This window comes from Nitratireductor sp. StC3, assembly GCF_003015025.1.
Lineage (GTDB): Bacteria > Pseudomonadota > Alphaproteobacteria > Rhizobiales > Rhizobiaceae > Mangrovimarina > Mangrovimarina alexandrii.
Genome location: NZ_PYBP01000001.1, coordinates 743110 through 766512, shown reverse-complemented (window position 1 = coordinate 766512; position 23403 = coordinate 743110). Strand labels below are relative to the sequence as shown.

Here is a 23403-nt window from a genome sequence, read left to right as displayed (position 1 = left end):
CAAAGGCCGGCCAATATTTCAAGCATGAAATTTCAAGGTTGAAATATTTTGTACTGGGCCGCACTCTGGACCCTGGCTCGACAAGGCCGCACGATGTGGCGAGAAACGGAATGCGCCGGGGTCGGGTCGCGGAACGAAGCCGGACCGCGAACGCACCGGCCAGAGAGGGACTGAGCGTGACCAATTATCGCCGTGTGGACGACTGGAACGACGCCTATGCCAACGGGCCCAACATCGCCGGCGGCGAGCGTTGGCCTGATGCCTGGGTGGAGCCGGCGCAAGCCTTTCGCGATCGGCTGGCGGGTGAGGGCAGGGCGCATCTCGACCAGGCCTACGGCGAAGGCGCGCGCAACCGCTACGATCTGTTCATGCCCGAAGATGAGGCCGTAGGGCTGGTCGTGTTCGTTCATGGCGGGTTCTGGCTGCGGCTCGACAAGAGTTTCTGGTCGCACCTTGCCGCCGGCGCGGTCGAAAACGGCTATGCGGTCGCCATGCCCTCCTACACGCTCTGTCCGCAAATCCGCATCGCCGGCATTGTCGAGGAGGTCGGCGTAGCGATCGCCCATGCGGCGGGGCGCATCCAGGGCCCCGTCATGCTTGCCGGCCACTCCGCCGGCGGCCATCTCGTCAGCTGCATGGTGTCGGCGACGTCGCCGCTTGCGCCCGACCTGCGCGCCCGCATTCGCAACGTGGTGTCGATTTCCGGCGTGCACGATCTGCGCCCGATCATGCGTACCGCCATGAACGCCGATTTGAAGATCGATGCCGAAGAGGCGCGCGCGCAAAGCCCAGCGCTTCTCGATCCGATGCCGGGGGCGCGCGTGTGCTGTTGGGTCGGCGGCAACGAACGTTCCGAGTTCTTGCGCCAGAACGCGCTTTTGGCCAATGCCTGGACCGGCTGCGGCGCCGAGACTGCCTGCGTGGTCGAGCCGGACCGCCACCACTTCAACGTTATCGACGGTCTGGCCGAGCCCGGTCACGCCTTGACGCGAACCTTGTTGACAGGGTGAGGCCGGCGGCGGAAGGTCGCCCGGAATCACGGGGGCGTCACGCGCGCCCGGACGAGCGGACACGAAAAGGCAGGCTACCCGCAATGAGACCCGTTTTCGTACAAGTGCAGTGTTATCCCGGCAAGACCTACGAGGTTGCCGATGCGATCTTCGAGCGCGAGATCGTCTCCGAGATGTATTCCACCAGCGGCGATTATGATTTGTTGCTGAAAGTCTATGTCGAGGACGGTGTCGATATCGGCAAGTTCATCGACGAGAACGTCGCCAACGTTCCCGGTATTTTCCGTACCCTGACCACGCTGACCTTCAAGGCGTTCTGAGGCCTCTATCCGAAAATCGACGGAGTTGCGGCGGCAGGGCGCCGCATCCGCTCAGGCAGGCACCGCTCTGCCCTTGCTCTTCGGCGAGCGCGTGCGCATCAGCAGGAACACCATCACCGCGATGTTGAGCATGTTCCAGGCGATGCCGTTCAGGAATGCTGCGCGGTAGGAGCCGGTCAGGTCGTAGATGAAGCCCGACAGCCAACCGCCGAGCGCCATGCCGACGATCGTGGCCATGATGACGATGCCGATGCGCTCGCCGGCCTCGTGCGGTGGCAGATATTCGCGCACGATGATGGCGTAGCTCGGCACGATGCCGCCCTGTGACAGGCCGAAGATCAGCGACACGACATAGAGCGATGCAAGCCCGTCGAAGGGGATGTAGAACATCAGCGCGATCGCCTGCAGCACCGAGCCGAGCAGCAGCGTCTTCACCCCGCCGATGCGGTCGGCGATCACCCCGGAGGCAAGCCGGCTGACGATGCCGGCCGCCAGCATCAGGGACAGCATCTCCGCCCCGCGCGCTACCCCGAAGCCGAGATCGACGCAATAGGCCACGATATGCACCTGCGGCATCGACATCGCCACGCAGCAGCCGAGCCCGGCGACGATCAGCAGGCCCTGCAGGGCGCGTGGCGACAGCCCGGTCACCTGGCGTTGCGGCGGCGCGGAAAGCGCGTATCCGGGCCGGAATTCCGGAGCCCGGCCGCGCAAGAGCAAAGTGAGCGGTAACATCGTGGCCAGGCAGAAAAGCCCGACCGCGCTGTAGGCGAAGCGCCACCCGTCAAATTCCATGCCGGCATGCAGGAAAAACGGCCAGATGGCGCCCGCAATATAATTGCCGGAGGCGGCCGCGGCGACGGCGATGCCGCGCCGGCGCACGAACCAGCGCGAAATGTCGGCCATCATCGGCCCGAACGTGGCCGCGGCGCCGAAGCCGGCCAGAACCTGGGCGGCGGCCAGCAGCCACACGGAGGGTGCCACCGCGCCAAGCAGGAAGCCGCTGCCGAGCATCACCACGGCTACCGCGATCGGGATGGCGACGCCCATACGGTCGACGAAACGGCCGATGACCACGTTGCCGAGCGCGAACCCGACCATGGTCGCGGTATAGGGGATCGAGGCGTCGGCGCGATTGACGCCGAACTCGGCCTGGGCGGCGGGCAGCACGACCACGATCGCCCACATGCCGACGCTGCCTATCGTTCCCAGCACCATGCACAGCGCCAGCCGATACCAGGAATGGCGGCTATCGGGCAGAAGGATGGTGTCGGTGGCGCTCGTCGCCATGGCGGCGGGTTCCTTCACACTCTACGACCATACCGGCGCGGTCATGCGTGCTGGCAGGCCCGGACCATGCGTCCTGCAACATATAAGCCGCTAACGCCACGACCGGCCGTCTGATGGGCCAGGCCAGCCGCTCAGCGTCCCCCGAAGCGCGGCGGCCGCCGCTCCAGGAACGCCGCGCGCCCCTCCGTGTAGTCGGCGCTGTCGAACGTGGCGTCGCCCAGTGCCCTGGCGTGGGCCAGATCGTCGTCGCGCCCGCTCAGCGCGGCGCGGATAGAGGCCTTGGAGGCGGCGATCGAAAGCGGCGCGTTGCCGGCGATGGCCGAGGCGATATCGCTGACGCGTGCCTCCAGCGCGGCTTGGTCGGGCAAAAGCTCCAGCAGGAAGCCGGTTTCGTGTGCGGCCTTTGCTGCCAGGCGCGCGCCGGAAAAGCTGAGATAGCGGGCCATATGTTGCCCGCATGCAGCGACGATGTCGGCCATTGCGTCGGCCGGATAGGCCAGACCGAGCCGCGCGGCCGGGACCGCGAAGACGGCGTCGGCCGCCCCGAGACGGAGGTCGCAGGCCGCCGCCAGGCCGAAGCCGCCGCCGAAACACACGCCCGCGATCGAGGCGATTGCCGGCACGCGACAGGTGCGCAACGCCGCGAAGGCGGCCGAATTGGCATCCTCGTAGGCGCGCGCGGTGCCGGCGTCGCGACGCACCTCGGCGAATTCGCCGATATCGGCGCCGGCGCAAAAATCCATGCCCGCACCGCGAAGCACGAGCACCCGGGCCGTTTGGTCGCCGTTCAGCGCGTCGACGGTGGCCGCGATCTGGCGCCACATGGCAAGCGTCACCGCGTTTTTCTTTGCCGGGCGATCGAGCGTCAGCGTCACGACGCCGTCGCCCGCGCGGGCGATGAGAAGCCCCGGTGCCGAATGATCGGATTGACCTTGAAAATCGCCCATATCAATCCAATTGAACGAGGGTTGAGGAAATTGATGTTCTACGTCGGGGCGTTCTGACGTATGTTCTCTTCCACCACAAGCCGATGGACGTCCTGGCTCAGGGAGCGAAATGATGACGGCACGCAACCCCGCCCGCGCAAGCGATATCCGGCCGGTGGACCCGATCTGGGAATCGATCCGCCAGGAAGCGCTCGACGCCGTCGAGCACGACCCGCTGCTGGCGGCCTTCGTCTATTCCACCGTGTTGAACCAGGAAACCCTCGAGGATGCCGTCATCCATCGCGTCGCCGAAAGGCTCGACCATGACGATCTGGACGCGGCCCTGATCGGCCAGGCATTTCGCGAAATGCGCAATGCCGACCCCGAATGGAGCGCGGTCGTGCGCGTCGACATCCAAGCCTATTACGACCGGGATCCGGCCTGCCAGCGCTTTGTCGAGCCGGTTCTCTATTTCAAGGGATTTCACGCCCTGCAGACGCATCGGCTCGCCCACTGGCTGTTCAACAGGGGGCGGCGCGATTTCGCGCTTTATCTGCAAAGCCGCTCGTCCTCGGTCTTCCAGACCGATATCAATCCCGCCGCGCGCATCGGCAAGGGCATCTTCATCGATCACGCCACCGGGCTGGTGATCGGCGAAACCGCGGTGGTGGAGGACAATGTCTCGATCCTGCACGGGGTCACGCTCGGCGGCACCGGCAAGGCCGGCGGCGACCGCCACCCGAAGATCCGGCACGGCGTGCTGCTTGGCGCCGGCGCCAAGGTGCTCGGCAATATCGAGATCGGCCATTGCACCAAGGTGGCGTCGGGCTCCGTGGTGCTGGCCTCGGTGCCCAACAACAAGACGGTTGCCGGCGTGCCGGCGCGCATCGTCGGCGAGGCCGGCTGTGCCGAGCCGTCGCGCGCCATGGACCAGCTCCTGTCCGAAAAGGGCTGACGGCGTGCGGCTTTGACTGCTGCGCCGGCGTGGGACGGACGACATTCAGGGTTTACAGGGCGACGACGCCCATGCCACATGCGGGCTTCATCAAGCTCTTTCAGACCCCGCCAATGCATCAGGAGACGCCGGTTGAAACCCGATGAGATCAGGAAGCTCGACGCCTATTTCAAGCGCACCTTCAGCAATCCCCAGCTTCAGGTGAAGGCACGGCCGCGCAAGGACGATTCATGCGAGCTCTATCTCGAGGACGAGTTTCTGGGCATCATCTATCGCGACGAGGACGAGGGCGAATTGTCCTACAATTTCTCGATGGCGATCCTCGACATCGACCTGTAGCGGCTGCGTTCAGCCGGCACGCCCGAAACGTTGCCGCGAGGCGCTCGCCTCGTCGGCGGCGCTCTTGACCACGGTGCCTGCATAGCCGCGCACCGCCGCGTCGAGCCTGCGCCAGTCGGCCAGAAGTTCGACCGGAAAGCGGTAGGTCAGGCTTAACTCTTTTCCCACGAAAATGTCGCGCTCGCATTCGGCCAGAAGTTCGGACGCAACCGGGCCGGACAGGCATCGCGCCACGAACGGTGCGCCGCCGTTGCGCGGGCCGACCAGAAGCAATTCGTTGACATAGCCTGATTTGTCGCTGAAGGCGTGAACGCGCAGGCCGCCCGGGCCGGGCCTTGCCGTCGTCTCGATCAAGGCACTGTAGATCGGGTCGTAGCGCCCGCTCATGTCGCGCGACATCATCCGCGGTTCGAACGACAAGAACAGGATCGAGCGTCGGCCGCCTGCATGGTTGAAATCCTCGCGCGCCGCCGCCCGGTAGCCGCTCATATCCGGCCAGCGCAGATAGAGATGCAGGTTCGGCGCGACCCCGTCGCGGCGCTCGCGCTCGAACCGGATCGCATTGGCAGGCACAACCAGCACGTCGTTGCCGATGACGATCTCGTGCGGCGTCGTGTTTTCGGTGTGCCCCGCGAGTACGATCGAGCGACCGAGCAGTTTGCCGCCGGCGCTGATCCCCACTGCGGCGAGCGCCATCAGGGCGAAACCGGCAAACACACGCAGCATGAAACGCTCGTCGATCGCTCCGCTGGACTGCGAATCGGCGGTATCGCTGCTGTGCACGTCGAACTCCCTTTTCCGGCCTGTTGTGCCCTGATGGCACGCGCGGTGCGGCATGGAACTTGCAAAGTCGTTAGAGACCTTGCGGTTTCATGGTAAAGGGACGGTAAACATGGCGCTGATTGCGACGATGGCTTTTGTGTTCGGCTGCGGCCTGACCCTTGCCGGGCTGGCGGGATCGCTTATGGAAGTGTGGGCGGGACGCCGTCTCGGCCTGCGCGATCCGTTCGTGTCGACGCACCATCTCGCGCGGTCGCTGTGTCTGACGGCGCTTGCCGGTCCGTTCATGCTCGTCAACGATGTGTTGTGTGCCGTCGGCGAGGGGCGTCGGCAGGCCGGCGCCGCGGTGGCCGGCACGGCGCTTGCGGCGATCTGGGTCGCGGCCACCGGCACGATCGTTGCCGAGCTTGCATTCCACGCCGCGGCGTTGTTTTCCTGACGGCGCGACAAACCGACAGGAGCAGTCATCGTGCCCATCTACGCTCTGGACGGCCTCGAGCCCGAATTCGACGATCGCACGACCAACTGGATCGCGCCTGACGCGACCCTGGTCGGCCGGGTGCGGCTCGGCGAGAATGCCGGCATCTGGTTCGGCGCCGTGCTGCGTGGCGACAATGAGCCGATTGTGATCGGAGCCGGCTCCAACGTGCAGGAACATACCGTCATGCACACCGATATCGGCTTTCCGTTGACGGTCGGACTGGGCTGTACGATCGGTCACCGTGCCATGCTGCATGGCTGCACCATCGGCGACAACAGTCTGGTCGGCATGGGCGCGATCGTGCTCAACGGTGCCCGGATCGGCGCCAACTGTCTGGTCGGCGCCGGTGCGCTGGTGACCGAGGGCAAGAGCTTTCCCGACAACAGCCTGATCGTCGGCTCGCCGGCCAAGGCCGTGCGTGAACTAGACGACAAGGCGGTGGAACTGTTGAAGTGGTCGGCCGTCCATTATGTCGAAAACGGCCGCCGGTTCATGAAGGGGCTCGCCCCCGCCTGAGGTGGCCGCCCGGCCCGCAAAAGGCGGAGCCGGCCCGGGGACACGGGCCGGCTCCTTTGACCCGGTCGTTGGGGACGGGGAGGGTGGGGACTCGACCGGGTATCCCTGACCTCGAAAAGACGCGACCTAGCGCACGCTGCCGACGGCGACGCTGCGGCCGTCCTCGATGCCCACCCAGGCGCCGGCATTGCGCGTGGATTGTCGTTTCAAGTAGCGGTAATCCGTGTCTGTCCATGCCAGGACGCGGGACTGGAGATTGTCCAGGATGAAGTCGCCGTAGCTGGTGTTGACCGTCAACACCGCGTGACCGTCGCCGTTGGGCTGGCGCACCACCGTGATCAGCAGATTGCCCGACGGAACCCCGGCCTCGATCAGCAGCCGCCGCTTCTCCAGCACATAGTCTTCGCAGTCGCCGACCCCTTGCGGATAGGACCACACCTCCTCGCGCCCCCAGATCTCGTAGTCGGTCTTGGGCGTAACGGCCACATTGACCGCGTGATTGATCTCGAGCATCGTCTTCCACAATTTGCGGGTGAGCTCGACCGGTCGCGAGGCGGCTTGGCCGGGATCGCATTCCGAAGGCATGCGCTTGCACAACTCGTAATGCCCGACCGGCTGCGTGGTGCGCGCGCCCGTCAGCATGAACGGATTTGCGCCGTGCGCATGGCCGGCCGCCACAACCATCGAGGCGACGCCGGCCGCCAGAAGAAAGGATCGTCCCGTATTGATCATTGCCTTGTCTCCCCGTTTGACAAGACAATGGCACGGTCGAATTTATTTGACGCAAAGGTGCGAAGTGCAAATTAAGTAAATCACTGAGACAACAAGAATAAATCAAGAAACAAATAAGAATAAAATTAAGAGGAAAATTGAGGCGAATCTGCGCCTAATTTTGTTAAAATTACTCCGGTTGTTCGAGGCGGCAAAGGTGCCGGTGCTCCGACCGGGTCGCGCCGCCCGGGGTGGTGGATAAAAAGGGGCAAAGCCGGCGGGTCATGCCCACGGGCGGACAGGACGCGTACCGATGTGCCGATGTGAGATGGCCGATTCGGCGCGTGAGCGCTGCGCGAAGGGCGGTTATTGCCGCTCGCGTTTCGTCGGCGCCGGTGTTGTGCGGCGCGCATCGCGTCCGCGTCGACCGTGGCCGGCGAGGCTCAGTTCTGGGAAGGTCGGCTGAACTCGGCCTGCAGCGATTCCTCGCGCTGCAGCACGGCGAATTCGACCGCGATACCGTCTTCGAAATGGCGCACCACGCGCCCGCGCATCGTGCCCAGCGTAACCGCCGTGCCCAGGGCGGGGCGCACGTCGATCTCGACGGCGGCGCCGGAAAGCGAGAGGTCGACAATCCGGCACTGATATTCGCGTCCGTCGCCGAGCCGCACGGTGCTGATCGGATTGCGCGGCGTGATGCGTTCGTGGCGGCGGTCTTCCGGCAGGTCCAGTTCGTGCTTGTTGGCGAGCCAGGTGAGCTGCGCGGCAAGTTTGTCGCGCTTGCGCTCCGACGCGATCAGGGTGATGGCGAAACCGTCGCTCTGCAGGCGGGTGATAACGCCTTCGATCCGGCCGATATGATCGAGATAGGCGATCACGCGTTCGCCGAGCGCGCCCACCCGGTCGCAACGCAAAAGCGCATTGCCCGGAGACATGTCGATGACCTGGCAGGGATGCTCGGTGCGATCCTCCAGCATATAGCGTCCGTAGACCTTGACGCGCACTCTTTGAAAGTGGCGCCTCTCGGCCTGTGACGGCGCTGAATCGATCGCCAGTGACGTCATATTATCCTCGGCCCGCGAATGGACGTTACCTTCATAGGTTGTGAACGGTTAACAAGCGGTAAGCTGCGCGCGGACATGGGAAAGGCCGGGCCGCGACCTCGCTCCTATTTGTCGCGACCGCCCTCGATAACGACCAGATGCTTGAAACGGCGGCGTTTGGCGCCCTGGCCGCTCGACAGCGTCCCAGCCGACGGCACGAGCGACGGCACCGTGATCGCGGGCCCGTTCTTCAAAAACAGCGGTTCGCGGTCGGGGTCGACGATGCGCATGGAATCGATCCGGCTTTCCAGGATCGGATCGTTGCCCAGCCAGTAGGGTTTTTCGACGGGGGCCAGACTACCCAGCGAGCGCGGGCTGTCGACGCCGCCCTCCAGCGGCAACAAAAGCAGTTCGAAACCGCAGCTTCGGCCCTGCTGCGTGATGCCCTCGAAATTGGTCACCGACACCGATTTCTCGCGCAGTGCGCCGGCCGCCAGCCGCGCAGCCAGGCTTTGGTCGCGCCCCGCCCACAACGAGGAAAAGGCAAATCCCTTCAATTCGCGGCCATAGGCGGCGCATAGACGGGTGCCGGCGAGGCGGAACACGGCCGCGCCGCGGCTGTCCTGCTCCAGAATGAAGGTGTCGGCCAGCATCGATTTGATGTCGGCCGGCTCGATCTCGGCGCGGCGCGGCGCGGGACGCCCGTTTCGGAGCCTGTCCCAATATTGGAAAAGTGCGATTGTCCCGTCGAGTTTCATGCGTCCCCGTTTCGTTTTGCTCGTTGAGGTGTCTCATCACCGAACAACGGGAGCCTCCCGCCGCCGATACATGGAGGACGGAGCAGGATGCGTGCCAGCGCTAAGCCGGGTTGTTCACGGAGGCGTCGCGTTAAGGTTAACAAAGAGTTTCGGTTGCCGGCCTGGCACTGGCATGGCATGAAGGAGGGACAGCACGAAGCGCTTGGCTTTATTGGCAAATCCGGCCAGGCGGCTCCGATCTCCAGATTTTCGGGCAGGGGCTCGACCAGCCGTCCAGGGGCAACTCTGGGCGGCTTTTTTTAACCATGACTTGCGTTGTCGCACCGAAGCGGGCGAAGTCGCCGGCAAGCGAATCAGCATGGTTGGATCAAGGGTGACGGCACAATCCGATCCTGGCAACAGGCAGGCTTGGTCGCCGCCGCCACAGGGCGGCGAGCCGGCCTTCAATATACCAGGTGTCGTGCTCGCCTTCATCGCGCTGTGCGCGCTGCTTCATCTCCTGCGCAGCTACGCGATTTCGCCCACACAGGACATCGCGGTTCTTTTGCGCGCCGCTTTCATTCCGCTGCGCTATTCGGGCGACTACGCGCTCGACATTTACGCCGTCACCAGCCCGCTGACCTATTCGCTGCTGCATGGCGGCGTGGCCCACCTGGCCATCAACATGATCTGGCTTGCCGCCTTCGGTTCGCCGCTCGCCAACCGGATCGGCGCGCTGCGCTTTGTCTTGTTCTGGGCGGCGACGGCGCTGGCGGCCGCCGGCCTGCATTATCTGGTCTACCCCGAAAGCGCGGTCCCGCTGGTCGGCGCGTCCGGGGCGATCTCAGGCATGATGGGGGCCGCGGCCCGCTTCGGTTTCCAGATCGACCGCAGCGTGCCCGGACAATCGCGATTCGCCGGACCCGTTCTGCCGTTCCGCGCCGTGCTGCGCCGGCGCGCGGTCGTCACCTTCCTGGGCGTGTGGATGGCGATCAATCTGGCGACCGGTCTGTTGAGCGGTGTGCCCGGTTCTTCGGCCGTCATCGCCTGGGAAGCCCATATTGGCGGATTTTTGGTCGGCTTCTTCGCCATTCGGCCGTTCGACCGTTCCCGCTCGCCGCGCGGATTTTGAGCCGCCGACAGGCTTGCATTGGCCGAAATCCGGTAGCACCATGCCTAGCCAAGGGCCGGTCGCCCTGCGGGGAGTTCCCGTTATGCAGCCTAGGAGGACGCCATGCTGGTCAGGACCATTCTCGCGGACAAGGGCGGCGACGTCGTCGTCATTTCGCCCGACAGCACCGTCGACCAGGCGATAGCGCTGTTGGCGCAGAAGAAGATCGGCGCGGTCGTGGTGACCCGCGGGGACGGGAGGATCGCCGGTATCCTGTCGGAACGCGATATCGTGCGCATGCTGGCCGCGGACGGCGTCGAGGCGTTGGGCAAGCCCGTGTCCAAGGCGATGACGGCCAAGGTGATGGTCTGCCGCGAGGACAACAGCGTCAACGAGGTCATGGGCATCATGACCCAGGGACGTTTCCGTCACCTGCCGGTCGAACGCGACGGCAAGTTGGCCGGCATCATTTCCATCGGCGATGTGGTCAAGCGCCGAATCGAGGAAATCGAGCACGAGGCCGAGGAGATCCGCAACTACATCGCCACCGCCTGAGCCCACGCGGTCCGTGCGCTGACCGGCATTTCAAGCAGTGGAAAAACTGTGTGGCGGCGCTGTCAGGCCTCGTCGGCGACGAAATCGAACAGCTCACGGTTGCGACAGTAGGACGGTGCGCGCTCATGGGTCGGGCTGGTCTCCAGCCATGAGCCGCATTCCGCGCCATGACGGCAGGACAGGCACCGCAGCGCCGCATTGCGCATCACCGACGCCTCGTCCGGCATCTCCAGGATGCCGTCGCGCACGCCCAGCGTGTCGATCATCTTTTCCATCAGGTCGGCCCTGGCGGCGATCCTGTCGATGAAACCGAAAGCGCTCATTGGTGCGGCTCCTGTCCTCGTCCCTGTCTCCTCACGATAGGATCGTCCGGATCGCCGCGCCTTGACTTCGATCAAACCGGCCCGTGGCCGCCAGCGGGGTTTTGGGTACCGGCGAAGGATCGGCCTTGCGGCTGGAGGGGCCGACAAAACCTTGCCTCGCGCCCGCCTTTGGTCTAGCGAACCTGCAATCGATCCAACGAGCAAATCCGCATCATGACCATCATCGACACGCGCACGCCAGACCCCAAAAGGCTGATTGCCGGAGCTACCGGCGACTGGGAGGTCATCATCGGCCTCGAAGTCCATGCGCAGGTCACCTCGCGCGCCAAACTGTTTTCGGGCGCCTCGACCGCGTTCGGGGCCGCGCCCAACGCCAATGTCAGCCTGGTCGACGCGGCCATGCCCGGCATGCTTCCCGTCATCAACGAGGAATGCGTGGCCCAGGCCGTGCGCACCGGCCTCGGTTTGAAGGCGCAGATCAATCTGAAGTCGGTTTTTGACCGCAAGAACTATTTTTATCCGGATCTGCCGCAGGGCTACCAGATTTCCCAGTTCCAGCAGCCGATCGTTGGCGAGGGCAAGGTCAGCGTTTCGGTCGGCCCCGACCGCAAGGGCGAATTCGAGGATATCGAGGTCGGCATCGAGCGCTTGCATCTGGAGCAGGATGCAGGCAAGTCGATGCACGACCAGCATCCCACCATGTCCTACGTCGATCTCAACCGTTCCGGCGTGGCGCTGATGGAGATCGTCTCCAAGCCCGACATGCGCTCCTCCGACGAGGCCAAGGCCTATGTGACCAAGCTGCGCTCGATCATGCGTTATCTGGGCACGTGCGACGGCAATATGGACGAGGGATCGCTGCGCGCCGACGTCAACGTGTCCGTGCGCCGGCCCGGCGCGCCATTCGGCACGCGCTGCGAGATCAAGAACGTCAATTCGATCCGTTTTCTCGGCCAGGCGGTCGAATACGAGGCGCGTCGCCAAATCGCCATTCTGGAGGATGGCGGCACGATCGACCAGGAGACCCGGCTGTTCGATCCCGGCAAGGGCGAGACCCGGTCGATGCGCTCCAAGGAGGAAGCGCACGACTATCGTTATTTCCCCGATCCGGACCTGTTGCCGCTCGAATTCGACCAGGCCTATGTCGACGCGCTCGCCGCCGGTCTGCCGGAACTGCCGGACGAAAAGAAAGAGCGTTTCGTGCGCGATCTCGGCCTGTCGGCCTATGACGCCTCGGTCTTGGTCGCCGAAAAGGCGGCGGCCGACTATTTCGAGAAGGTCGCGGCCGGTCGCGACGGCAAGATGGCGGCGAACTGGGTCATTAACGACTTGATGGGCGCCTTGAACAAAGCCGGCCAGGAGATTGAAGAGACTCCGGTTTCCCCGGATCAACTCGGCGCGATCATCGACCTGATCAAGGAAGGCACGATCTCCGGCAAGATCGCCAAGGATCTGTTCGAGATCGTCTGGAACGAGGGTGGCGACCCGCGCGAACTGGTCGAAACGCGCGGCATGAAGCAGGTCACCGACACCGGTGCGATCGAAAAGGCGGTCAACGAGGTGATCGCCGCCAATCCCGACAAGGTCGAACAGGCCAAGGCCAAGCCGACCCTGGCCGGCTGGTTCGTTGGCCAGGTGATGAAGGCGACCGGCGGCAAGGCCAATCCGCAGGCGGTCAACGCGCTGGTCAAGGCCCGGCTCGGGCTCGACTGACCATGTTCGTGCGCACGGCGAGCGCGCGCGATCTTGCGGCCGTGCGCGCGCTGCTGGTGGAGACCTGGCACGCCACTTACGACCCGATCTACGGTGTCGACCGCGTCACCGAAATCACCGAGGACTGGCATTCTCCGGCTGCCCTCCGGGGGCGGCTGACGCAGCCGCGGTCCGAATTCATCCTTGCCGATGACGGCCAATCGCTCGGCGGTGTGGCTTTCGCCAGCGCGGACGACGACGGCCAGATTGTCACGCTTCACCAGCTCTACGTCCTGCCGGCCATACAGGGCAGGGGGATCGGGAGCCTGCTCTTGGACGAGATCGTCGAAAGCTTTCCGCAAGCCCGGCGCCTCGTTCTGGAGGTCGAGGCGGCCAATGCCCCCGCGATCGCCTTTTACCAGGCGCACGGCTTCTCGCTTGCGGGACGGACGCAGCATTGCGGCAAGGAGGGATCGGGCATTCCCGCCCTGGTCTACGCACGCGCGCTCGCCTGAGCGCGGTTGCGAGCCCCGGTTCTATCGCTCGCGCCGGAACGGCGTCTTCCAGCGGATGCGCCGGCCGAGCGCGGCCTCGCGATAGAGCACGTAGAACCCGGCCGCCGCGATCAGCGCGATGCCGAGCCAGGCGACCGCGTCGGGCCAGTCGCCCCAGATCATGATGCTCCAGAAAATCGCCAGCGGCAGGGCGATATACTCGAACGGCGCGATTAGGCCGGCCTGCGACTGGCGATAGGCTTGGCTGACGAGATAACCGCCCGTCGAGCCGATCACGCCGATCGCCGCCAGGAGTGCAAAATCGCCGGCCGGCGGCCAGGTCCAGGCGCGCAGCAGGAATTCCAGGTTGGCGTTGCCGGTGCCGCTGTAGAGACCGTCGCCGAAAACCAGCCCAACCATGCCGGAGAAGCCGATGAAGACGAGGTTGATGTAAAACGACATCGTCGAGGCCTTCGCCGCCAGTCCGAGCTTGCGGGTGGTGATCTGGAACAGCGAATAGCCGAAGGCGGCGATCAGCGGCAGGAAGGCGGCGTACTGGAAGGCGCTGCCGCCGGGGCGGATGACGATCAGAACGCCGGCGAGCCCGACCAGAACCGCAAACCAGCGCCGCGGCCCGACCGTTTCGCCCAGAAGAACCACCGACAACGCGGTGATGAACAAAGGGCCGACGAAATAGATCGCGGTTGCCTCGCCGAGCGGCAATGTCGCCAGCGCGGCGTAAAAGGTCATGTTGGCGCATACCACGATCATACCGCGCATCAGATGGAAACCGAGCCGGTCGGTGCGCAGGTCGCGATAGGAGCCGTCGAGCGGCACGAACACTGCCAACGTGACGGTGATGCCGATCAGGCTGCGCAAGAAGGTGATCTGGTGCAGCGGGTAGTCGCCGGACAGATATTTGATCACCACGTCGTTGAGCGAAAAGGCGGTCGCCGCGCCCATGGCGCACAGAATCCCGACCATGTTGGAGGTAACCGCGCCGCCGGCGGCCGGCGTCGGCTGCAGACCCGTCTTCACGAAGGACGGTCCGCTTTTGGCCGATATGGCATCCTCATTCGACCGGCTGCTCCACGCCTTCCGGGTTCCACAGCCTGACTGGCGTGCACTCGATCAGAGTGTCGGCGAAGGCCGGGTCGCATTTCACTTTGGCCGCGGCGAGCGCGGCGTCCCGGCTCACCCAGCCGCAACTATAGTCATGCCAGTGCGGGCCTTCGCGATGCTGCATGAACACGTCCACGCTCCATCCGGCCGGATAGCACCAGGCGATCCGCAGGCAGTCGCCGGCCGCCGCCCCGCCCTCGGCACATTTTTCCCGGGCGCAGGCGAAGCCTTTGTCGGGATTGCCGGCCGCGCACACGCCCGAGGATTGTTCCGGCGCCTGCACGAAGGCGATGCCGCCGGTGCCGGCGTCGGCCCGTGCAGGACCGGCGGGCAAAAGGCCGGTGAGGCAAAACGCGGCCACGAATGCGATCGCTGGTTTCGGCAAGGCGGGCATGCGGTGGTCCTTTCGGCAACCGGGAGCCTGAACGTCGCGCAGGCGAGCGGCGCGAGCCTAGCGCGCGGTGCCGCCTGTTAGAAGTCTAAAATAAACCGGTCGGCGCAACCCGTCCCCGGCCGGCGGCTGATTGCGGCCATGCGGAACCGCGCTCCTCGTCGCGGCAAAGCCCGCGCGGCCTCTTGCTTTCGCGAGATTGCGGCGGCATAAGGCGCACATGCGCGCGCGAGGCTGTCCATGAAGAATTTTCTGCTGCAGTTTTTTACCTGGTGGAACGGGCAAACGCTGGGCACGCGGTTTCACACCTGGCGCAAGGGCACGCTTGTCGGCGAGGACGAATTCGGCAACCGCTATTATCAGGGCGGCACGGACTCGGAAGGCCGCACCCGCCGCTGGGTGATCTATGACGGGCTTGCGGAAGCCTCGCGCATTCCTTCGGGCTGGCACGGCTGGATGCACCACCGCATCGACACGCCGCCCTCGAAAGAAGACTACACCCCGCGCGACTGGCAAAAGCCGCATGTGCCTAACATGACGGGAACCGCACAGGCCTACCGGCCGCAGGGCTCGCTGCTGTCGCCCGGAAAGCGTCCGGCGGTGACCGGCGACTACGACGCCTGGACGCCGGGAAGCTGAAACGCGGGAGAAACGGCGCCTTGTCATTTTTGCCACAATGCCGCTTTAGCGGGGTAGGGCAGGGATGGTGAGGTCCGAACCGGCATTCGGCTCCCCCGCGGGTAGGATTGGATGAAATGCGCAAAACCGCTCGTGTCTTGATGTCCCGGTGCCTGATTGTCGCGGCCGCCATCGGGCTGGCGGTAGGCTCTGCCTCGGCTGAACGAATCACCAACCCGGTCGCCGAATTCACCGGCATCGACAAGATCACCGGCCGCATCATCACCTTCGACGTCTATGTCGACGAGACGGTCCAGTTCGGCGCGCTGCAGGTGACTCCGCGCGTGTGTTATTCCAGCCCCGACACCGAGGAGGCGAAGACCGATTCCTTCGTCGAGGTCGACGAGATCACGCTCGACCGAAAGATCCGCCGCATCTTCACCGGCTGGATGTTCGCCGAAAGCCCGGGCCTCAACGCGGTCGAGCACGCCGTCTATGACGTGTGGCTGAAATCGTGCAAGCAGGACTCCAAGGTGCCCGCGCCCGAAGCGCGCGCCGACTGAGTTTTCGCGCGCAAGGGGTCTACGGATAAAACACCGCGTGACCGGTGGTGGCCTCGGCAAGCAGGCTTTCATAGCGCCGTCGCGGCATGTCGACGGCGCCGAAGCGCTTGAGATGCGCCGTGGTGAACTGCGTGTCCAAAAGCACGAACCCGCGCGCGCGCAAGCGCTCGACCAGGTGGACGAGACAGACCTTGGAGGCGTCGCGCTCGCGCGAAAACATGCTCTCGCCGAAAAAGGCGCGCCCGAGCGTCACCCCGTAAAGACCGCCCACCAGGCGCCCGTCCCGCCAGGCCTCGACGGTGTGGCAATGGCCGCGCGCAAAGAGTTCGCGATAGGCTGTGCGGATCGGCGCGTTGATCCAGGTGCTCATGCGCCCCGAGCGGGCTTCCGCGCATCCGTCCAAAATGGCGTCGAAATCGCGGTCGAAAACGATCTCGAACGGGGCCTGGCGCATGGTCTTGCGCAGGCTCTTGGGGATGTGGAAGCCGTCGAGCGGAATGATGCCGCGCGTTTCCGGACGGACCCAGAACACTTCCGGGTCGTCGGCGCTCTCGCCCATGGGAAACACACCGTTGGCATAGGCCTTGAGCAACAAGTCCGGCGGTATGCGGTCTCCTGGCGCGAACGGCCTCGTCATGTCACGCGGTCAACTCAGTCCTTCGCTGCGAGATAGTTCTCCAGCCAGTGAATGTCGTAGTCGCCATTGGCGATGTCGATATTGCCGACGAGGTCGCGAAACAGCGGCAGCGTGGTGTTGATCCCGTCGACCACGAACTCGTCCAGCGCCCGCCGCAGCCGCATCATGCATTCGACCCGGTTGCGCCCGTGCACGATCAGCTTGCCGATCAGGCTGTCGTAGTAGGGGGGGATCTTGTAGCCGGAATACACGCCAGAATCGACGCGTATGCCGAGGCCGCCGGGCGTGTGGAAATGCGTGATCGTGCCGGGCGAGGGCACGAAAGTGCGCGGGTCCTCCGCGTTGATGCGGCATTCGATGGCGTGGCCCTCGAAGCGCACATCGTCCTGGGTGAACGAAAGCCCGGCGCCCGACGCCACCCGGATCTGCTCGTGCACCAGATCGATGCCGGTGATCGCCTCGGTCACCGGGTGCTCCACCTGCAGGCGGGTGTTCATCTCGATGAAATAGAAATTGCCGTCCTCGTAGAGGAATTCGATCGTGCCGGCGCCCGAATAGCCGAGATCGGCCACCGCGCGTGCGCAGATCTCGCCGATGCGGGCGCGTTCCTCGTCGTTGAGGGCGGGCGAATTGGCTTCTTCCCAGACCTTCTGGTGGCGCCGCTGCAGCGAGCAGTCGCGTTCGCCCAGATGCACACTGCCGCCACGGCCGTCGCCCACCACCTGGATTTCGATATGGCGCGGTTTTTCAAGGTATTTTTCGATATAGACCGCATCGTCGCCGAACGCCGCGCCGGCTTCAGAGCGTGCCGTCGCCAGCGCGACCGTCAGGTCGTCCTCGTTGCGAGCGACCTTCATGCCGCGTCCGCCGCCGCCGGCTGACGCCTTGATGATGACTGGATAGCCGATCTCGGCGGCGATGCGCCGGGCCGTGTCCTCGTCGCTGACGGCGCCCTCGGAGCCCGGAACCACCGGAATGCCGAGCCGCTTGGCCGTGCGTTTGGCTTCGATCTTGTCGCCCATCACCCGGATATGATCGCCGGACGGGCCGATGAACGTGATGTTGTGCGCAGCCAGGATGTCGGCGAATTTGGCGTTTTCAGACAAAAAACCGTAGCCGGGGTGGATCGCGTCAGCGCCGGTGATTTCGCAGGCCGCCACGATCTGGTGGATGTTGAGATAGCTGTCGCGCGACGGCGGTGGCCCCACGCACACGCTCTCGTCGGCAAGCTTGACGTGCATGGCGTCGGCGTCGGCGGTCGAGTGGACCGCGACCGTCTTGATACCGAGTTCCTTGGCCGCGCGCAGGACGCGCAGGGCGATCTCGCCCCGATTGGCGATGAGGATTTTGTGAAACATCGCCGCCTTACTCGACCACGACCAGAGGTTCGCCGAATTCGACCGGTTGTGCATCCTCGAACAGGATCGCCTTCACGGTGCCGGCGCGGGGCGAGGGGATCTGGTTCATCGTCTTCATCGCCTCGATGATCAACAGCGTCTGGCCCTCGCTCACTTTCTGGCCGATCTCGATGAACGGCTTGGCGCCCGGCGCGGCCGCGGCATAGGCGGTGCCCACCATCGGCGAGGTGACGGCGTTGTGCGCGCTTGCGGCGGGCTCCGCTGCCGCAGCCGGAACTGGGGCCGCTGGCGGGGCCGGCGCCGGGACCGGTGCGGCCGGCATCGCCGCCGTCACCTGGGCGGGCGCGCTCTGGCGCGAGACCCGGATGCGCAAATCGTCCTGCTCGACCTCGATCTCCGAAAGATTGGTGTCGTTGAGAATCTCGGCCAGGTCTCGGATGAGTTGTTGATCCACAACGGGTTTCTTTGTCGACATTGGAGCTTTTTTCCTCGTGGTGGCCATGCGGTCAAACGCGTGCGGCAAGCGCTTGCAGGGCGAGCGTATAGACAACGGGTCCGAAACCGCAAATGACGCCCGCCGCGACCGGCGAGACATAAGATGTATGCCGGAAGCTTTCGCGTGCGTGGATGTTGGACAGGTGAACTTCGGCGACCGGCAGACCGACCGCGCGGATCGCATCGTGGATTGCGATCGAGGTGTGCGAATAGGCGCCCGGATTGATGACGATCGCGGCCGCCTTGTCGCCCGCCTCCTGTATCCAGTCGATGAGCTCGCCCTCGTGGTTGGATTGCCGGAACTCGATCGTCAAACCCAGCTTGGTACCGGTCTCGCGACAGTCCGCCTCGATGTCGGCAAGCGACTTGCCTCCATAGATGGAGGGCTCGCGCTTGCCCAGCATGTTCAGGTTCGGGCCGTTCAGGATATAGACGGTTCGCGACATCTCGACCTCGTGGCGCGCGACGATCCCGCCGGCACCGGACTTTGGAGCCTTTCACGGTTCGCTCCAACCATGCAAGGCTCTATAGTTGCCATAATCGCGAGAGGAAAGAGCGCAAGTGGGAACTTGCGCTGTCCACAATAGCCGGACGTGTTTTACCCGTCCCGTCAGCAGGTCGCCGTTTCTTCGCAGGCGCGCAGCGCCTCGATCTTTTCAGCCAGCACTTGACGCCCAAGCGCGCCGAAAACCACCTCCTCGCCGACCACGTAGGACGGGGTGCCGGTAATCTGCAGCTTGTTGGCCAGATCGTAGGTTCGGGCGAAGGCCTCGACGATGGCCGGGTTTTCCATTTCCTCGCGCAGCTTCGCCTCGTCGGCGCCGAGCTCCAGCGCTGTGCTGATGGCGCGCTCCTCGGTCGCGCGCGCCGCGTCGCCAAGCAGCTTGGTGTGGAATTCGGCGTATTTTTCCGGCATCAGCGCGCGGAAGGCCATCGAAACGACGTGGGCGCGCTGCGAATCCGGACCGAGGATCGGAAATTCCTTCAGCACGAAGCGGATTTCGGGATCGTCCGCCGCCAGCGCTTCCATATCGGCCATGGCGCGTTTGCAGTAGCCGCAATTGTAGTCGAAAAACTCGACCAGCGTGTATTTGCCGGCCGGATTGCCGTAAACGCCGTCATAGGCCGAATTGAAGATCTCGTCCGACATCGAGGTGATGATTTCGCCCTGGGCGAGGCGCTGCTCTTCCTGCTGCTTGGTTTCCAGAGCTTGCTGGACTTCCAACAGCAATTCGGGATTCTCCAGCAGATAGCTGCGGATGATCGCCTCGACCTCGGCCCGGTCGAGTGTGCCGGCGGCCTGAACGACCGCTGGCTCCTGCTGGCTGGCGGCTGCGGGGGCGACGGGGCGGCCCGACAGGTAGCCGGCGACCAGCATCATCGCCGAGGCCGCGATGCCCACCAGGCCGATTGCGAAAATTTTCTTCATGTCCACTGATCCCGATGACATACGCCGGCTATTTTCGACCGGGCGGCTTTGCGTTGATGATGTCCTGCGCCCGCACCCAGGCCGGGCTGCCCCGCTTCAGCTTTTGCTGGGCGCGCGCGGCAAAGATGCGCGCCTGGTCGTAAGAGCCCGCATAATAGTGCATTTCAGCCGAAGCGAGTTCGGCCTCTCCGATGTTGCCGAGCCGGCCCTGCGCCTGGCCAAGCAGCATGTAGCCGTCCGGATTCTCGCGGTCGCGATCGAGCGCCTGGCTGATCTGACGCACTGCCTCGCGGGTCGATTTCTCGTCGCCGGCCGCGAGCAGAGCCTGGCCGTAGCTGATCTGGATGATCGACGATTTGGAACCGTCCAGCTTGCGGGCGCGCGCATAGGCCTTGGCCGCGGGGCCCGACTGGTTGGCCCGGATCAGGACGTCGCCGCGCAATTCGTGGAAATAGGCATTGTTCGGCTGCTTGGCGATCAACGCGTCGACCTTGGCAAGCGCGTCGCGCGGCCGCCCGCGCAGATGCGTGTTGATCGCGTCGCCGTAAAGCGCGCCCAGGCTGCGCGGATTGGCGCGGAACAGCCGTGCGGTGGCCGCCGGGCCACTGGTGTGGGCGGCGATCTTGGCGCGCATCAAATCGTGCCGCAATTGCAGCGAGGCGGGATCCTGCTTGTTGAAATGCGGGCTTTTCTCCGCAAGCGTCTTCAAATTGGCGATCCGCTCGCGCGGCATCGGATGACTGATCTGGTAGGGGTCGACGCGTGACCCCGTCAAGGCCAGCGCGCTGGCGAAGCGTTCGAAAGTCTTCAGCATGCCGCGCGCCGACTGGCCGGTGCGCTCCAGATAGGTGAGTGCCAGCCGGTCGGCCGAGCTTTCTTCGGTGCGCTGGTAGCCAAGCAGGCCGCGACGGGCGAGTTCGGCCCCGGCAAGCGCGATGCCGCCGCCGGAGCGGGCGAGCCCGCCATTGTCGGTGAGCGCGCCGCCGACCGAGGCGCCGATGCCGAGCAGGGTCGACACGACGGCCATCGTGCGTGCGCGGGCGATCTGGGCGCGCAGGCGTTCCTGATGGCCGCCGGCCAGGTGGCCGGCCTCGTGCGCCAGGACCCCAATGATCTCGTTCGGCGTTTCGGCCGTCATCAGCGCGCCGGTATTGATGAAGATGCGCCGGCCGGCGACGAAGGCGTTGAAGCCGGCATCGTTGACCAGCACGATGTCGACGCCGGTCTTGCCGAGCCCGGCCGCGCGCAGCACGGGTCGGGCGTAGTCGCGCACCAGCGCCTCGATTTCGGCATCGCGCACGATCGGGATGCGCTGTTGGGCGCTGGCGAATGGCACGGCGACGAATTGCAGCACGAGCCAAAAGGCCGCCACGAGGAACGTGGCGCGTGTTCGGCCTGTCATGGGCATCTTGAACTTGGACATTTCGCAAATCACAGGTAGACGACCCGAACTCTGTTGGGAAGGCCAAGTGGCGGCGTTCATGCATTCGTGATCCCGACGCGGCCGCCTCGGAGATGTCATCGAGCAACAAAAGGCGAGGGTGAAGGCATGACAGTGGCGATATCAAGGCGCAGCGCCGTCGAGCCGTTCCATGCCATGGATGTGCTGGCGCAAGCCAACCGTTTGAAACAAAACGGCTCTCCGATCATCTCCATGGCAGTCGGCCAGCCGTCCGATCCCGCCCCTGAAATCGTGCGCCAGGCCGCCGTTGAAGCCGCGCGCGAAGGCCGGATCGCCTATACCGACGCCCTCGGCCTGGCCGGGCTGCGCGAGGCGATCGCCGTCCATTACCACGACCATTACGGCGTTGCCGTCGCGCCGGGGCGGGTGGTGGTCACGACAGGGTCGTCGGCCGCCTTCAACCTGTCCTTCCTGGCGATGTTCGACGCCGGCGAGCGCGTGGCGATCACCGCGCCCGGCTACCCGGCCTATCGCAACATCCTCGCCGCCCTGGGGCTCGAGGTGGTGGAAATTCCGTTGCACGGCGACGGTTATCTGACGGGCGATCTGATCGCCGAAACCCACGCCAGGACGCCGTTCAAGGGCCTGCTTTTCGCCAGTCCCGCCAACCCCACCGGCTCAGTGATCCCGGCCGACGAGATCGCGCGCATCGCCGCCGTGGCGCGCGATCGTGGCATCGCGCTGATTTCCGACGAGATCTACCACAGGCTCGCCTTCGGTACGGCCGACACGACCGCGCTTTCGATCGACCCGGATATCGTCGTCATCAACTCGTTCTCGAAATATTACTGCATGACCGGCTGGCGCATCGGCTGGATGGTGGTGCCGGACGCGCTGGTGCGGCCGATCGAGCGCATCCAGCAAAGTCTTTATATTTCCGCCCCGGACCTGTCGCAGCGCGCCGCGATCCGCGCCTTTGAGGCGACCGAGGACCTGGAAAAGGTCAAGGCGCGCTACGCGGCCAGCCGGGCCATGCTGATGAAGCGGCTGCCGGCACTCGGCCTGCGCATCGCCGCACCGATGGACGGAGCCTTCTACGCCTATTGCGATGTGTCGGCATGGACCAACGATTCGATGGCGTTTGCCCGGCGCATGATCGCCGAAGCCCATGTCGCGGCCACGCCCGGGCTCGATTTCGACACGGTGGAGGGCCATCGCACGATGCGGTTTTCCTATGCCGGCGAGACCGAGGCGATGGCCGAGGCGATGGACAGGATCGGCCGCTGGCTGGGTGTATAGGGCAGGGGGACGAAATCCGTCTCACGCCCCGGTTGTCGGCATCTCGATGGCGAGCGTGGTCTTGAGATGCGCGCGGGTCGCGGCCTCGAACCGCGCCGGCCAGTCGATGCCGCGCGCCGCGGCCAGCTTGCGGGCGCGCGGCAGATAGGCGGCGGCATAGGCGAGGTGTGCGGCGATCGTGGACGCCTCGTTCGACACCGCCGTCGGCAGGCCGTCCAGAAGCGCCTTCTGCTCGTCCGTGATCAGCCTGTTGAGATGAAGCGCGCCACCCCTGTGGGGGGCGCCGGTTTCCTCGATCAACAGGTCGATCAGCAAGTTGCGCAGATGGAACAGGCCCGTCACCGCGTTGAGATATTCCTTCCGACCGACCGCAAGCGGAAGCAGGCCCAGGATGCGAAGAAACTCTTCGAACTGCCAAAGCAGGCGCCGCGCGTCGGTGCGGGTGGTCGCGCTGCCCTCGACCAAGGTCGCGGCGATGCCGTCATCATCGAACAGCATCTTGAGCCCGTCCTTGGCGCGCCCGGCAATGCGCGCCGGGGCAAGGCCATGCACGTCGATCCGCATCCAGCTTTCGGTGATGGCGTTGATCAGCAGGCTTCCTTGGCCACGCAGCTCGCGCCACAACACGATCTCGCCCGCCGGGCCCAGCGCGGTGCGCCAAGACTCCACGAAATCGCCTTGCAGATTGGCCGGCACGGCGGCGAGAAAGTCGATATCGCTGTAAGCGTCTTCGAGACCCGCACCATGGCTGCCGCTCAGAAAGAGGGCCCTCACACAAGACTGGCCACGCAGCGTTTGCGTCACGG

General features: G+C 65.0%; 29 protein-coding genes. 13 read left to right on the top strand and 16 right to left on the bottom strand.

Going from position 1 to position 23403, the window contains the following annotated elements:
• Nucleotides 1-176 precede the first annotated feature (176 nt).
• Both C7T96_RS03805 and C7T96_RS03800 read left to right on the top strand, forming a co-directional pair.
• Entirely contained in the window at nucleotides 177-1010 is an 834-nt protein-coding gene (locus C7T96_RS03805; protein ID WP_245414050.1) for an alpha/beta hydrolase, read from the top strand.
• A gap of 83 nt (nucleotides 1011-1093) precedes the next feature.
• Nucleotides 1094-1330, top strand: a complete 237-nt coding sequence (locus tag C7T96_RS03800; protein WP_106569799.1) for an Lrp/AsnC ligand binding domain-containing protein — start codon at nucleotides 1094-1096, stop codon at nucleotides 1328-1330.
• A gap of 51 nt (nucleotides 1331-1381) precedes the next feature.
• On the opposite strand, the gene C7T96_RS03795 is transcribed toward C7T96_RS03800, so the two are convergent.
• Nucleotides 1382-2620 carry an MFS transporter gene (locus C7T96_RS03795; protein ID WP_106569798.1) on the bottom strand — a complete coding sequence of 413 codons (1239 nt, stop codon included), beginning with the start codon at nucleotides 2618-2620 and terminating at the stop codon, nucleotides 1382-1384.
• A 131-nt stretch (nucleotides 2621-2751) separates the two neighbouring features.
• Complete coding sequence (locus C7T96_RS03790; RefSeq protein WP_106569797.1) at nucleotides 2752-3567, bottom strand: enoyl-CoA hydratase-related protein; 816 nt, start codon at nucleotides 3565-3567, stop codon at nucleotides 2752-2754.
• Nucleotides 3568-3679: 112 nt separating this feature from the next.
• On the opposite strand from C7T96_RS03790, the gene cysE reads away from it, so the two are divergent.
• Together cysE and C7T96_RS03780 are read left to right on the top strand one after the other, a co-directional pair.
• On the top strand, nucleotides 3680-4501 hold the full coding sequence (cysE, locus tag C7T96_RS03785) for a serine O-acetyltransferase (protein ID WP_106569796.1): 822 nt from the start codon (nucleotides 3680-3682) through the stop codon (nucleotides 4499-4501).
• Nucleotides 4502-4633: 132 nt separating this feature from the next.
• Complete coding sequence (locus tag C7T96_RS03780) at nucleotides 4634-4840, top strand: DUF3126 family protein (protein WP_106569795.1); 207 nt, start codon at nucleotides 4634-4636, stop codon at nucleotides 4838-4840.
• Nucleotides 4841-4849: 9 nt separating this feature from the next.
• On the opposite strand, the gene C7T96_RS03775 is transcribed toward C7T96_RS03780, so the two are convergent.
• Nucleotides 4850-5566: a hypothetical protein gene (locus tag C7T96_RS03775; RefSeq protein WP_106569995.1), complete on the bottom strand. Its 717-nt coding sequence runs from the start codon at nucleotides 5564-5566 to the stop codon at nucleotides 4850-4852.
• Nucleotides 5567-5732: 166 nt separating this feature from the next.
• Here C7T96_RS03775 and C7T96_RS03770 point away from each other — a divergent pair, with 166 nt between their 5' ends.
• Together C7T96_RS03770 and C7T96_RS03765 are read left to right on the top strand one after the other, a co-directional pair.
• Nucleotides 5733-6059 carry a hypothetical protein gene (locus C7T96_RS03770; protein ID WP_106569794.1) on the top strand — a complete coding sequence of 109 codons (327 nt, stop codon included), beginning with the start codon at nucleotides 5733-5735 and terminating at the stop codon, nucleotides 6057-6059.
• A gap of 30 nt (nucleotides 6060-6089) precedes the next feature.
• Nucleotides 6090-6617 carry a gamma carbonic anhydrase family protein gene (locus tag C7T96_RS03765; protein WP_106569793.1) on the top strand — a complete coding sequence of 176 codons (528 nt, stop codon included), beginning with the start codon at nucleotides 6090-6092 and terminating at the stop codon, nucleotides 6615-6617.
• A gap of 126 nt (nucleotides 6618-6743) precedes the next feature.
• Here C7T96_RS03765 and C7T96_RS03760 read toward each other — a convergent pair whose 3' ends face one another.
• The 3 genes from C7T96_RS03760 to C7T96_RS03750 all read right to left on the bottom strand — a co-directional run bounded on the left by C7T96_RS03760 (nucleotide 6744) and on the right by C7T96_RS03750 (nucleotide 9129).
• Nucleotides 6744-7301, bottom strand: a complete 558-nt coding sequence (locus C7T96_RS03760; protein WP_245414060.1) for a transglutaminase-like cysteine peptidase — start codon at nucleotides 7299-7301, stop codon at nucleotides 6744-6746.
• Nucleotides 7302-7771: 470 nt separating this feature from the next.
• Nucleotides 7772-8392 (bottom strand): PilZ domain-containing protein, encoded by a 621-nt coding sequence (locus tag C7T96_RS03755; RefSeq protein WP_106569791.1) that lies wholly within the window; start codon nucleotides 8390-8392, stop codon nucleotides 7772-7774.
• 104 nt (nucleotides 8393-8496) lie between these two features.
• Nucleotides 8497-9129, bottom strand: coding sequence for a PAS domain-containing protein (locus C7T96_RS03750; RefSeq protein ID WP_106569790.1), 633 nt, complete (start codon nucleotides 9127-9129; stop codon nucleotides 8497-8499).
• A gap of 373 nt (nucleotides 9130-9502) precedes the next feature.
• On the opposite strand from C7T96_RS03750, the gene C7T96_RS03745 reads away from it, so the two are divergent.
• Both C7T96_RS03745 and C7T96_RS03740 read left to right on the top strand, forming a co-directional pair.
• Nucleotides 9503-10240: a rhomboid family intramembrane serine protease gene (locus tag C7T96_RS03745; protein WP_245414049.1), complete on the top strand. Its 738-nt coding sequence runs from the start codon at nucleotides 9503-9505 to the stop codon at nucleotides 10238-10240.
• A 102-nt stretch (nucleotides 10241-10342) separates the two neighbouring features.
• Complete coding sequence (locus C7T96_RS03740; protein WP_106569788.1) at nucleotides 10343-10774, top strand: CBS domain-containing protein; 432 nt, start codon at nucleotides 10343-10345, stop codon at nucleotides 10772-10774.
• Nucleotides 10775-10836: 62 nt separating this feature from the next.
• Here C7T96_RS03740 and C7T96_RS03735 read toward each other — a convergent pair whose 3' ends face one another.
• The gene (locus C7T96_RS03735; RefSeq protein WP_106569787.1) at nucleotides 10837-11097 is read right to left on the bottom strand and encodes a DUF6455 family protein; all 261 of its coding nucleotides are present in this window, start codon (nucleotides 11095-11097) and stop codon (nucleotides 10837-10839) included.
• 213 nt (nucleotides 11098-11310) lie between these two features.
• Here C7T96_RS03735 and gatB point away from each other — a divergent pair, with 213 nt between their 5' ends.
• Nucleotides 11311-12810 (top strand): Asp-tRNA(Asn)/Glu-tRNA(Gln) amidotransferase subunit GatB, encoded by a 1500-nt coding sequence (gene gatB, locus C7T96_RS03730; RefSeq protein WP_106569786.1) that lies wholly within the window; start codon nucleotides 11311-11313, stop codon nucleotides 12808-12810.
• A 2-nt stretch (nucleotides 12811-12812) separates the two neighbouring features.
• A complete protein-coding gene (locus tag C7T96_RS03725; RefSeq protein ID WP_106569785.1) occupies nucleotides 12813-13304 on the top strand; it encodes a GNAT family N-acetyltransferase in 492 nt (163 codons plus the stop codon).
• 21 nt (nucleotides 13305-13325) lie between these two features.
• Here C7T96_RS03725 and C7T96_RS03720 read toward each other — a convergent pair whose 3' ends face one another.
• The gene (locus C7T96_RS03720; RefSeq protein WP_199190400.1) at nucleotides 13326-14321 is read right to left on the bottom strand and encodes a DMT family transporter; all 996 of its coding nucleotides are present in this window, start codon (nucleotides 14319-14321) and stop codon (nucleotides 13326-13328) included.
• Nucleotides 14322-14355: 34 nt separating this feature from the next.
• Nucleotides 14356-14799, bottom strand: a complete 444-nt coding sequence (locus C7T96_RS03715) for a hypothetical protein (protein WP_106569784.1) — start codon at nucleotides 14797-14799, stop codon at nucleotides 14356-14358.
• A 237-nt stretch (nucleotides 14800-15036) separates the two neighbouring features.
• On the opposite strand from C7T96_RS03715, the gene C7T96_RS03710 reads away from it, so the two are divergent.
• Nucleotides 15037-15435 carry an NADH:ubiquinone oxidoreductase subunit NDUFA12 gene (locus tag C7T96_RS03710; RefSeq protein ID WP_106569783.1) on the top strand — a complete coding sequence of 133 codons (399 nt, stop codon included), beginning with the start codon at nucleotides 15037-15039 and terminating at the stop codon, nucleotides 15433-15435.
• A 140-nt stretch (nucleotides 15436-15575) separates the two neighbouring features.
• Nucleotides 15576-15977 (top strand): DUF2155 domain-containing protein, encoded by a 402-nt coding sequence (locus C7T96_RS03705; protein ID WP_106569782.1) that lies wholly within the window; start codon nucleotides 15576-15578, stop codon nucleotides 15975-15977.
• Nucleotides 15978-15996: 19 nt separating this feature from the next.
• Here C7T96_RS03705 and aat read toward each other — a convergent pair whose 3' ends face one another.
• The 6 genes from aat to C7T96_RS03675 all read right to left on the bottom strand — a co-directional run bounded on the left by aat (nucleotide 15997) and on the right by C7T96_RS03675 (nucleotide 21298).
• On the bottom strand, nucleotides 15997-16614 hold the full coding sequence (gene aat, locus C7T96_RS03700; RefSeq protein ID WP_106569781.1) for a leucyl/phenylalanyl-tRNA--protein transferase: 618 nt from the start codon (nucleotides 16612-16614) through the stop codon (nucleotides 15997-15999).
• 14 nt (nucleotides 16615-16628) lie between these two features.
• Complete coding sequence (gene accC / locus C7T96_RS03695; protein ID WP_106569780.1) at nucleotides 16629-17972, bottom strand: acetyl-CoA carboxylase biotin carboxylase subunit; 1344 nt, start codon at nucleotides 17970-17972, stop codon at nucleotides 16629-16631.
• 7 nt (nucleotides 17973-17979) lie between these two features.
• The gene (gene accB, locus C7T96_RS03690) at nucleotides 17980-18447 is read right to left on the bottom strand and encodes an acetyl-CoA carboxylase biotin carboxyl carrier protein (protein ID WP_106569779.1); all 468 of its coding nucleotides are present in this window, start codon (nucleotides 18445-18447) and stop codon (nucleotides 17980-17982) included.
• A gap of 31 nt (nucleotides 18448-18478) precedes the next feature.
• Nucleotides 18479-18913 (bottom strand): type II 3-dehydroquinate dehydratase, encoded by a 435-nt coding sequence (aroQ, locus tag C7T96_RS03685; RefSeq protein WP_106569778.1) that lies wholly within the window; start codon nucleotides 18911-18913, stop codon nucleotides 18479-18481.
• A gap of 164 nt (nucleotides 18914-19077) precedes the next feature.
• The gene (locus C7T96_RS03680) at nucleotides 19078-19896 is read right to left on the bottom strand and encodes a DsbA family protein (protein ID WP_106569777.1); all 819 of its coding nucleotides are present in this window, start codon (nucleotides 19894-19896) and stop codon (nucleotides 19078-19080) included.
• 28 nt (nucleotides 19897-19924) lie between these two features.
• Nucleotides 19925-21298, bottom strand: a complete 1374-nt coding sequence (locus tag C7T96_RS03675) for a M48 family metalloprotease (protein ID WP_106569993.1) — start codon at nucleotides 21296-21298, stop codon at nucleotides 19925-19927.
• 147 nt (nucleotides 21299-21445) lie between these two features.
• Between C7T96_RS03675 and C7T96_RS03670 the strand changes: the two genes are divergently transcribed.
• Nucleotides 21446-22597 (top strand): aminotransferase class I/II-fold pyridoxal phosphate-dependent enzyme, encoded by a 1152-nt coding sequence (locus C7T96_RS03670; RefSeq protein WP_106569776.1) that lies wholly within the window; start codon nucleotides 21446-21448, stop codon nucleotides 22595-22597.
• Between the two features lie 21 nt (nucleotides 22598-22618).
• On the opposite strand, the gene C7T96_RS03665 is transcribed toward C7T96_RS03670, so the two are convergent.
• The gene (locus C7T96_RS03665) at nucleotides 22619-23371 is read right to left on the bottom strand and encodes a hypothetical protein (protein ID WP_199190399.1); all 753 of its coding nucleotides are present in this window, start codon (nucleotides 23369-23371) and stop codon (nucleotides 22619-22621) included.
• Nucleotides 23372-23403: the final 32 nt, after the last annotated feature.

Bases quoted from the DNA above. Each gene is read 5' to 3' on its own strand.
- C7T96_RS03800 (WP_106569799.1), top strand. From the start codon at position 1,094: ATGAGACCCGTTTTCGTACAAGTGCAGTGTTATCCCGGCAAGACCTAC.
- C7T96_RS03795 (WP_106569798.1), bottom strand. From the start codon at position 2,620: ATGGCGACGAGCGCCACCGACACCATCCTTCTGCCCGATAGCCGCCAT.
- C7T96_RS03790 (WP_106569797.1), bottom strand. From the start codon at position 3,567: ATGGGCGATTTTCAAGGTCAATCCGATCATTCGGCACCGGGGCTTCTC.
- cysE (WP_106569796.1), top strand. From the start codon at position 3,680: ATGACGGCACGCAACCCCGCCCGCGCAAGCGATATCCGGCCGGTGGAC.
- C7T96_RS03775 (WP_106569995.1), bottom strand. From the start codon at position 5,566: ATGCTGCGTGTGTTTGCCGGTTTCGCCCTGATGGCGCTCGCCGCAGTG.
- C7T96_RS03770 (WP_106569794.1), top strand. From the start codon at position 5,733: ATGGCGCTGATTGCGACGATGGCTTTTGTGTTCGGCTGCGGCCTGACC.
- C7T96_RS03760 (WP_245414060.1), bottom strand. From the start codon at position 7,301: ATGGTTGTGGCGGCCGGCCATGCGCACGGCGCAAATCCGTTCATGCTG.
- C7T96_RS03755 (WP_106569791.1), bottom strand. From the start codon at position 8,392: ATGACGTCACTGGCGATCGATTCAGCGCCGTCACAGGCCGAGAGGCGC.
- C7T96_RS03750 (WP_106569790.1), bottom strand. From the start codon at position 9,129: ATGAAACTCGACGGGACAATCGCACTTTTCCAATATTGGGACAGGCTC.
- C7T96_RS03740 (WP_106569788.1), top strand. From the start codon at position 10,343: ATGCTGGTCAGGACCATTCTCGCGGACAAGGGCGGCGACGTCGTCGTC.
- C7T96_RS03735 (WP_106569787.1), bottom strand. From the start codon at position 11,097: ATGAGCGCTTTCGGTTTCATCGACAGGATCGCCGCCAGGGCCGACCTG.
- gatB (WP_106569786.1), top strand. From the start codon at position 11,311: ATGACCATCATCGACACGCGCACGCCAGACCCCAAAAGGCTGATTGCC.
- C7T96_RS03725 (WP_106569785.1), top strand. From the start codon at position 12,813: ATGTTCGTGCGCACGGCGAGCGCGCGCGATCTTGCGGCCGTGCGCGCG.
- C7T96_RS03715 (WP_106569784.1), bottom strand. From the start codon at position 14,799: ATGCCCGCCTTGCCGAAACCAGCGATCGCATTCGTGGCCGCGTTTTGC.
- C7T96_RS03710 (WP_106569783.1), top strand. From the start codon at position 15,037: ATGAAGAATTTTCTGCTGCAGTTTTTTACCTGGTGGAACGGGCAAACG.
- C7T96_RS03705 (WP_106569782.1), top strand. From the start codon at position 15,576: ATGTCCCGGTGCCTGATTGTCGCGGCCGCCATCGGGCTGGCGGTAGGC.
- aat (WP_106569781.1), bottom strand. From the start codon at position 16,614: ATGACGAGGCCGTTCGCGCCAGGAGACCGCATACCGCCGGACTTGTTG.
- accC (WP_106569780.1), bottom strand. From the start codon at position 17,972: ATGTTTCACAAAATCCTCATCGCCAATCGGGGCGAGATCGCCCTGCGC.
- accB (WP_106569779.1), bottom strand. From the start codon at position 18,447: ATGTCGACAAAGAAACCCGTTGTGGATCAACAACTCATCCGAGACCTG.
- aroQ (WP_106569778.1), bottom strand. From the start codon at position 18,913: ATGTCGCGAACCGTCTATATCCTGAACGGCCCGAACCTGAACATGCTG.
- C7T96_RS03680 (WP_106569777.1), bottom strand. From the start codon at position 19,896: ATGAAGAAAATTTTCGCAATCGGCCTGGTGGGCATCGCGGCCTCGGCG.
- C7T96_RS03675 (WP_106569993.1), bottom strand. From the start codon at position 21,298: ATGACAGGCCGAACACGCGCCACGTTCCTCGTGGCGGCCTTTTGGCTC.
- C7T96_RS03670 (WP_106569776.1), top strand. From the start codon at position 21,446: ATGACAGTGGCGATATCAAGGCGCAGCGCCGTCGAGCCGTTCCATGCC.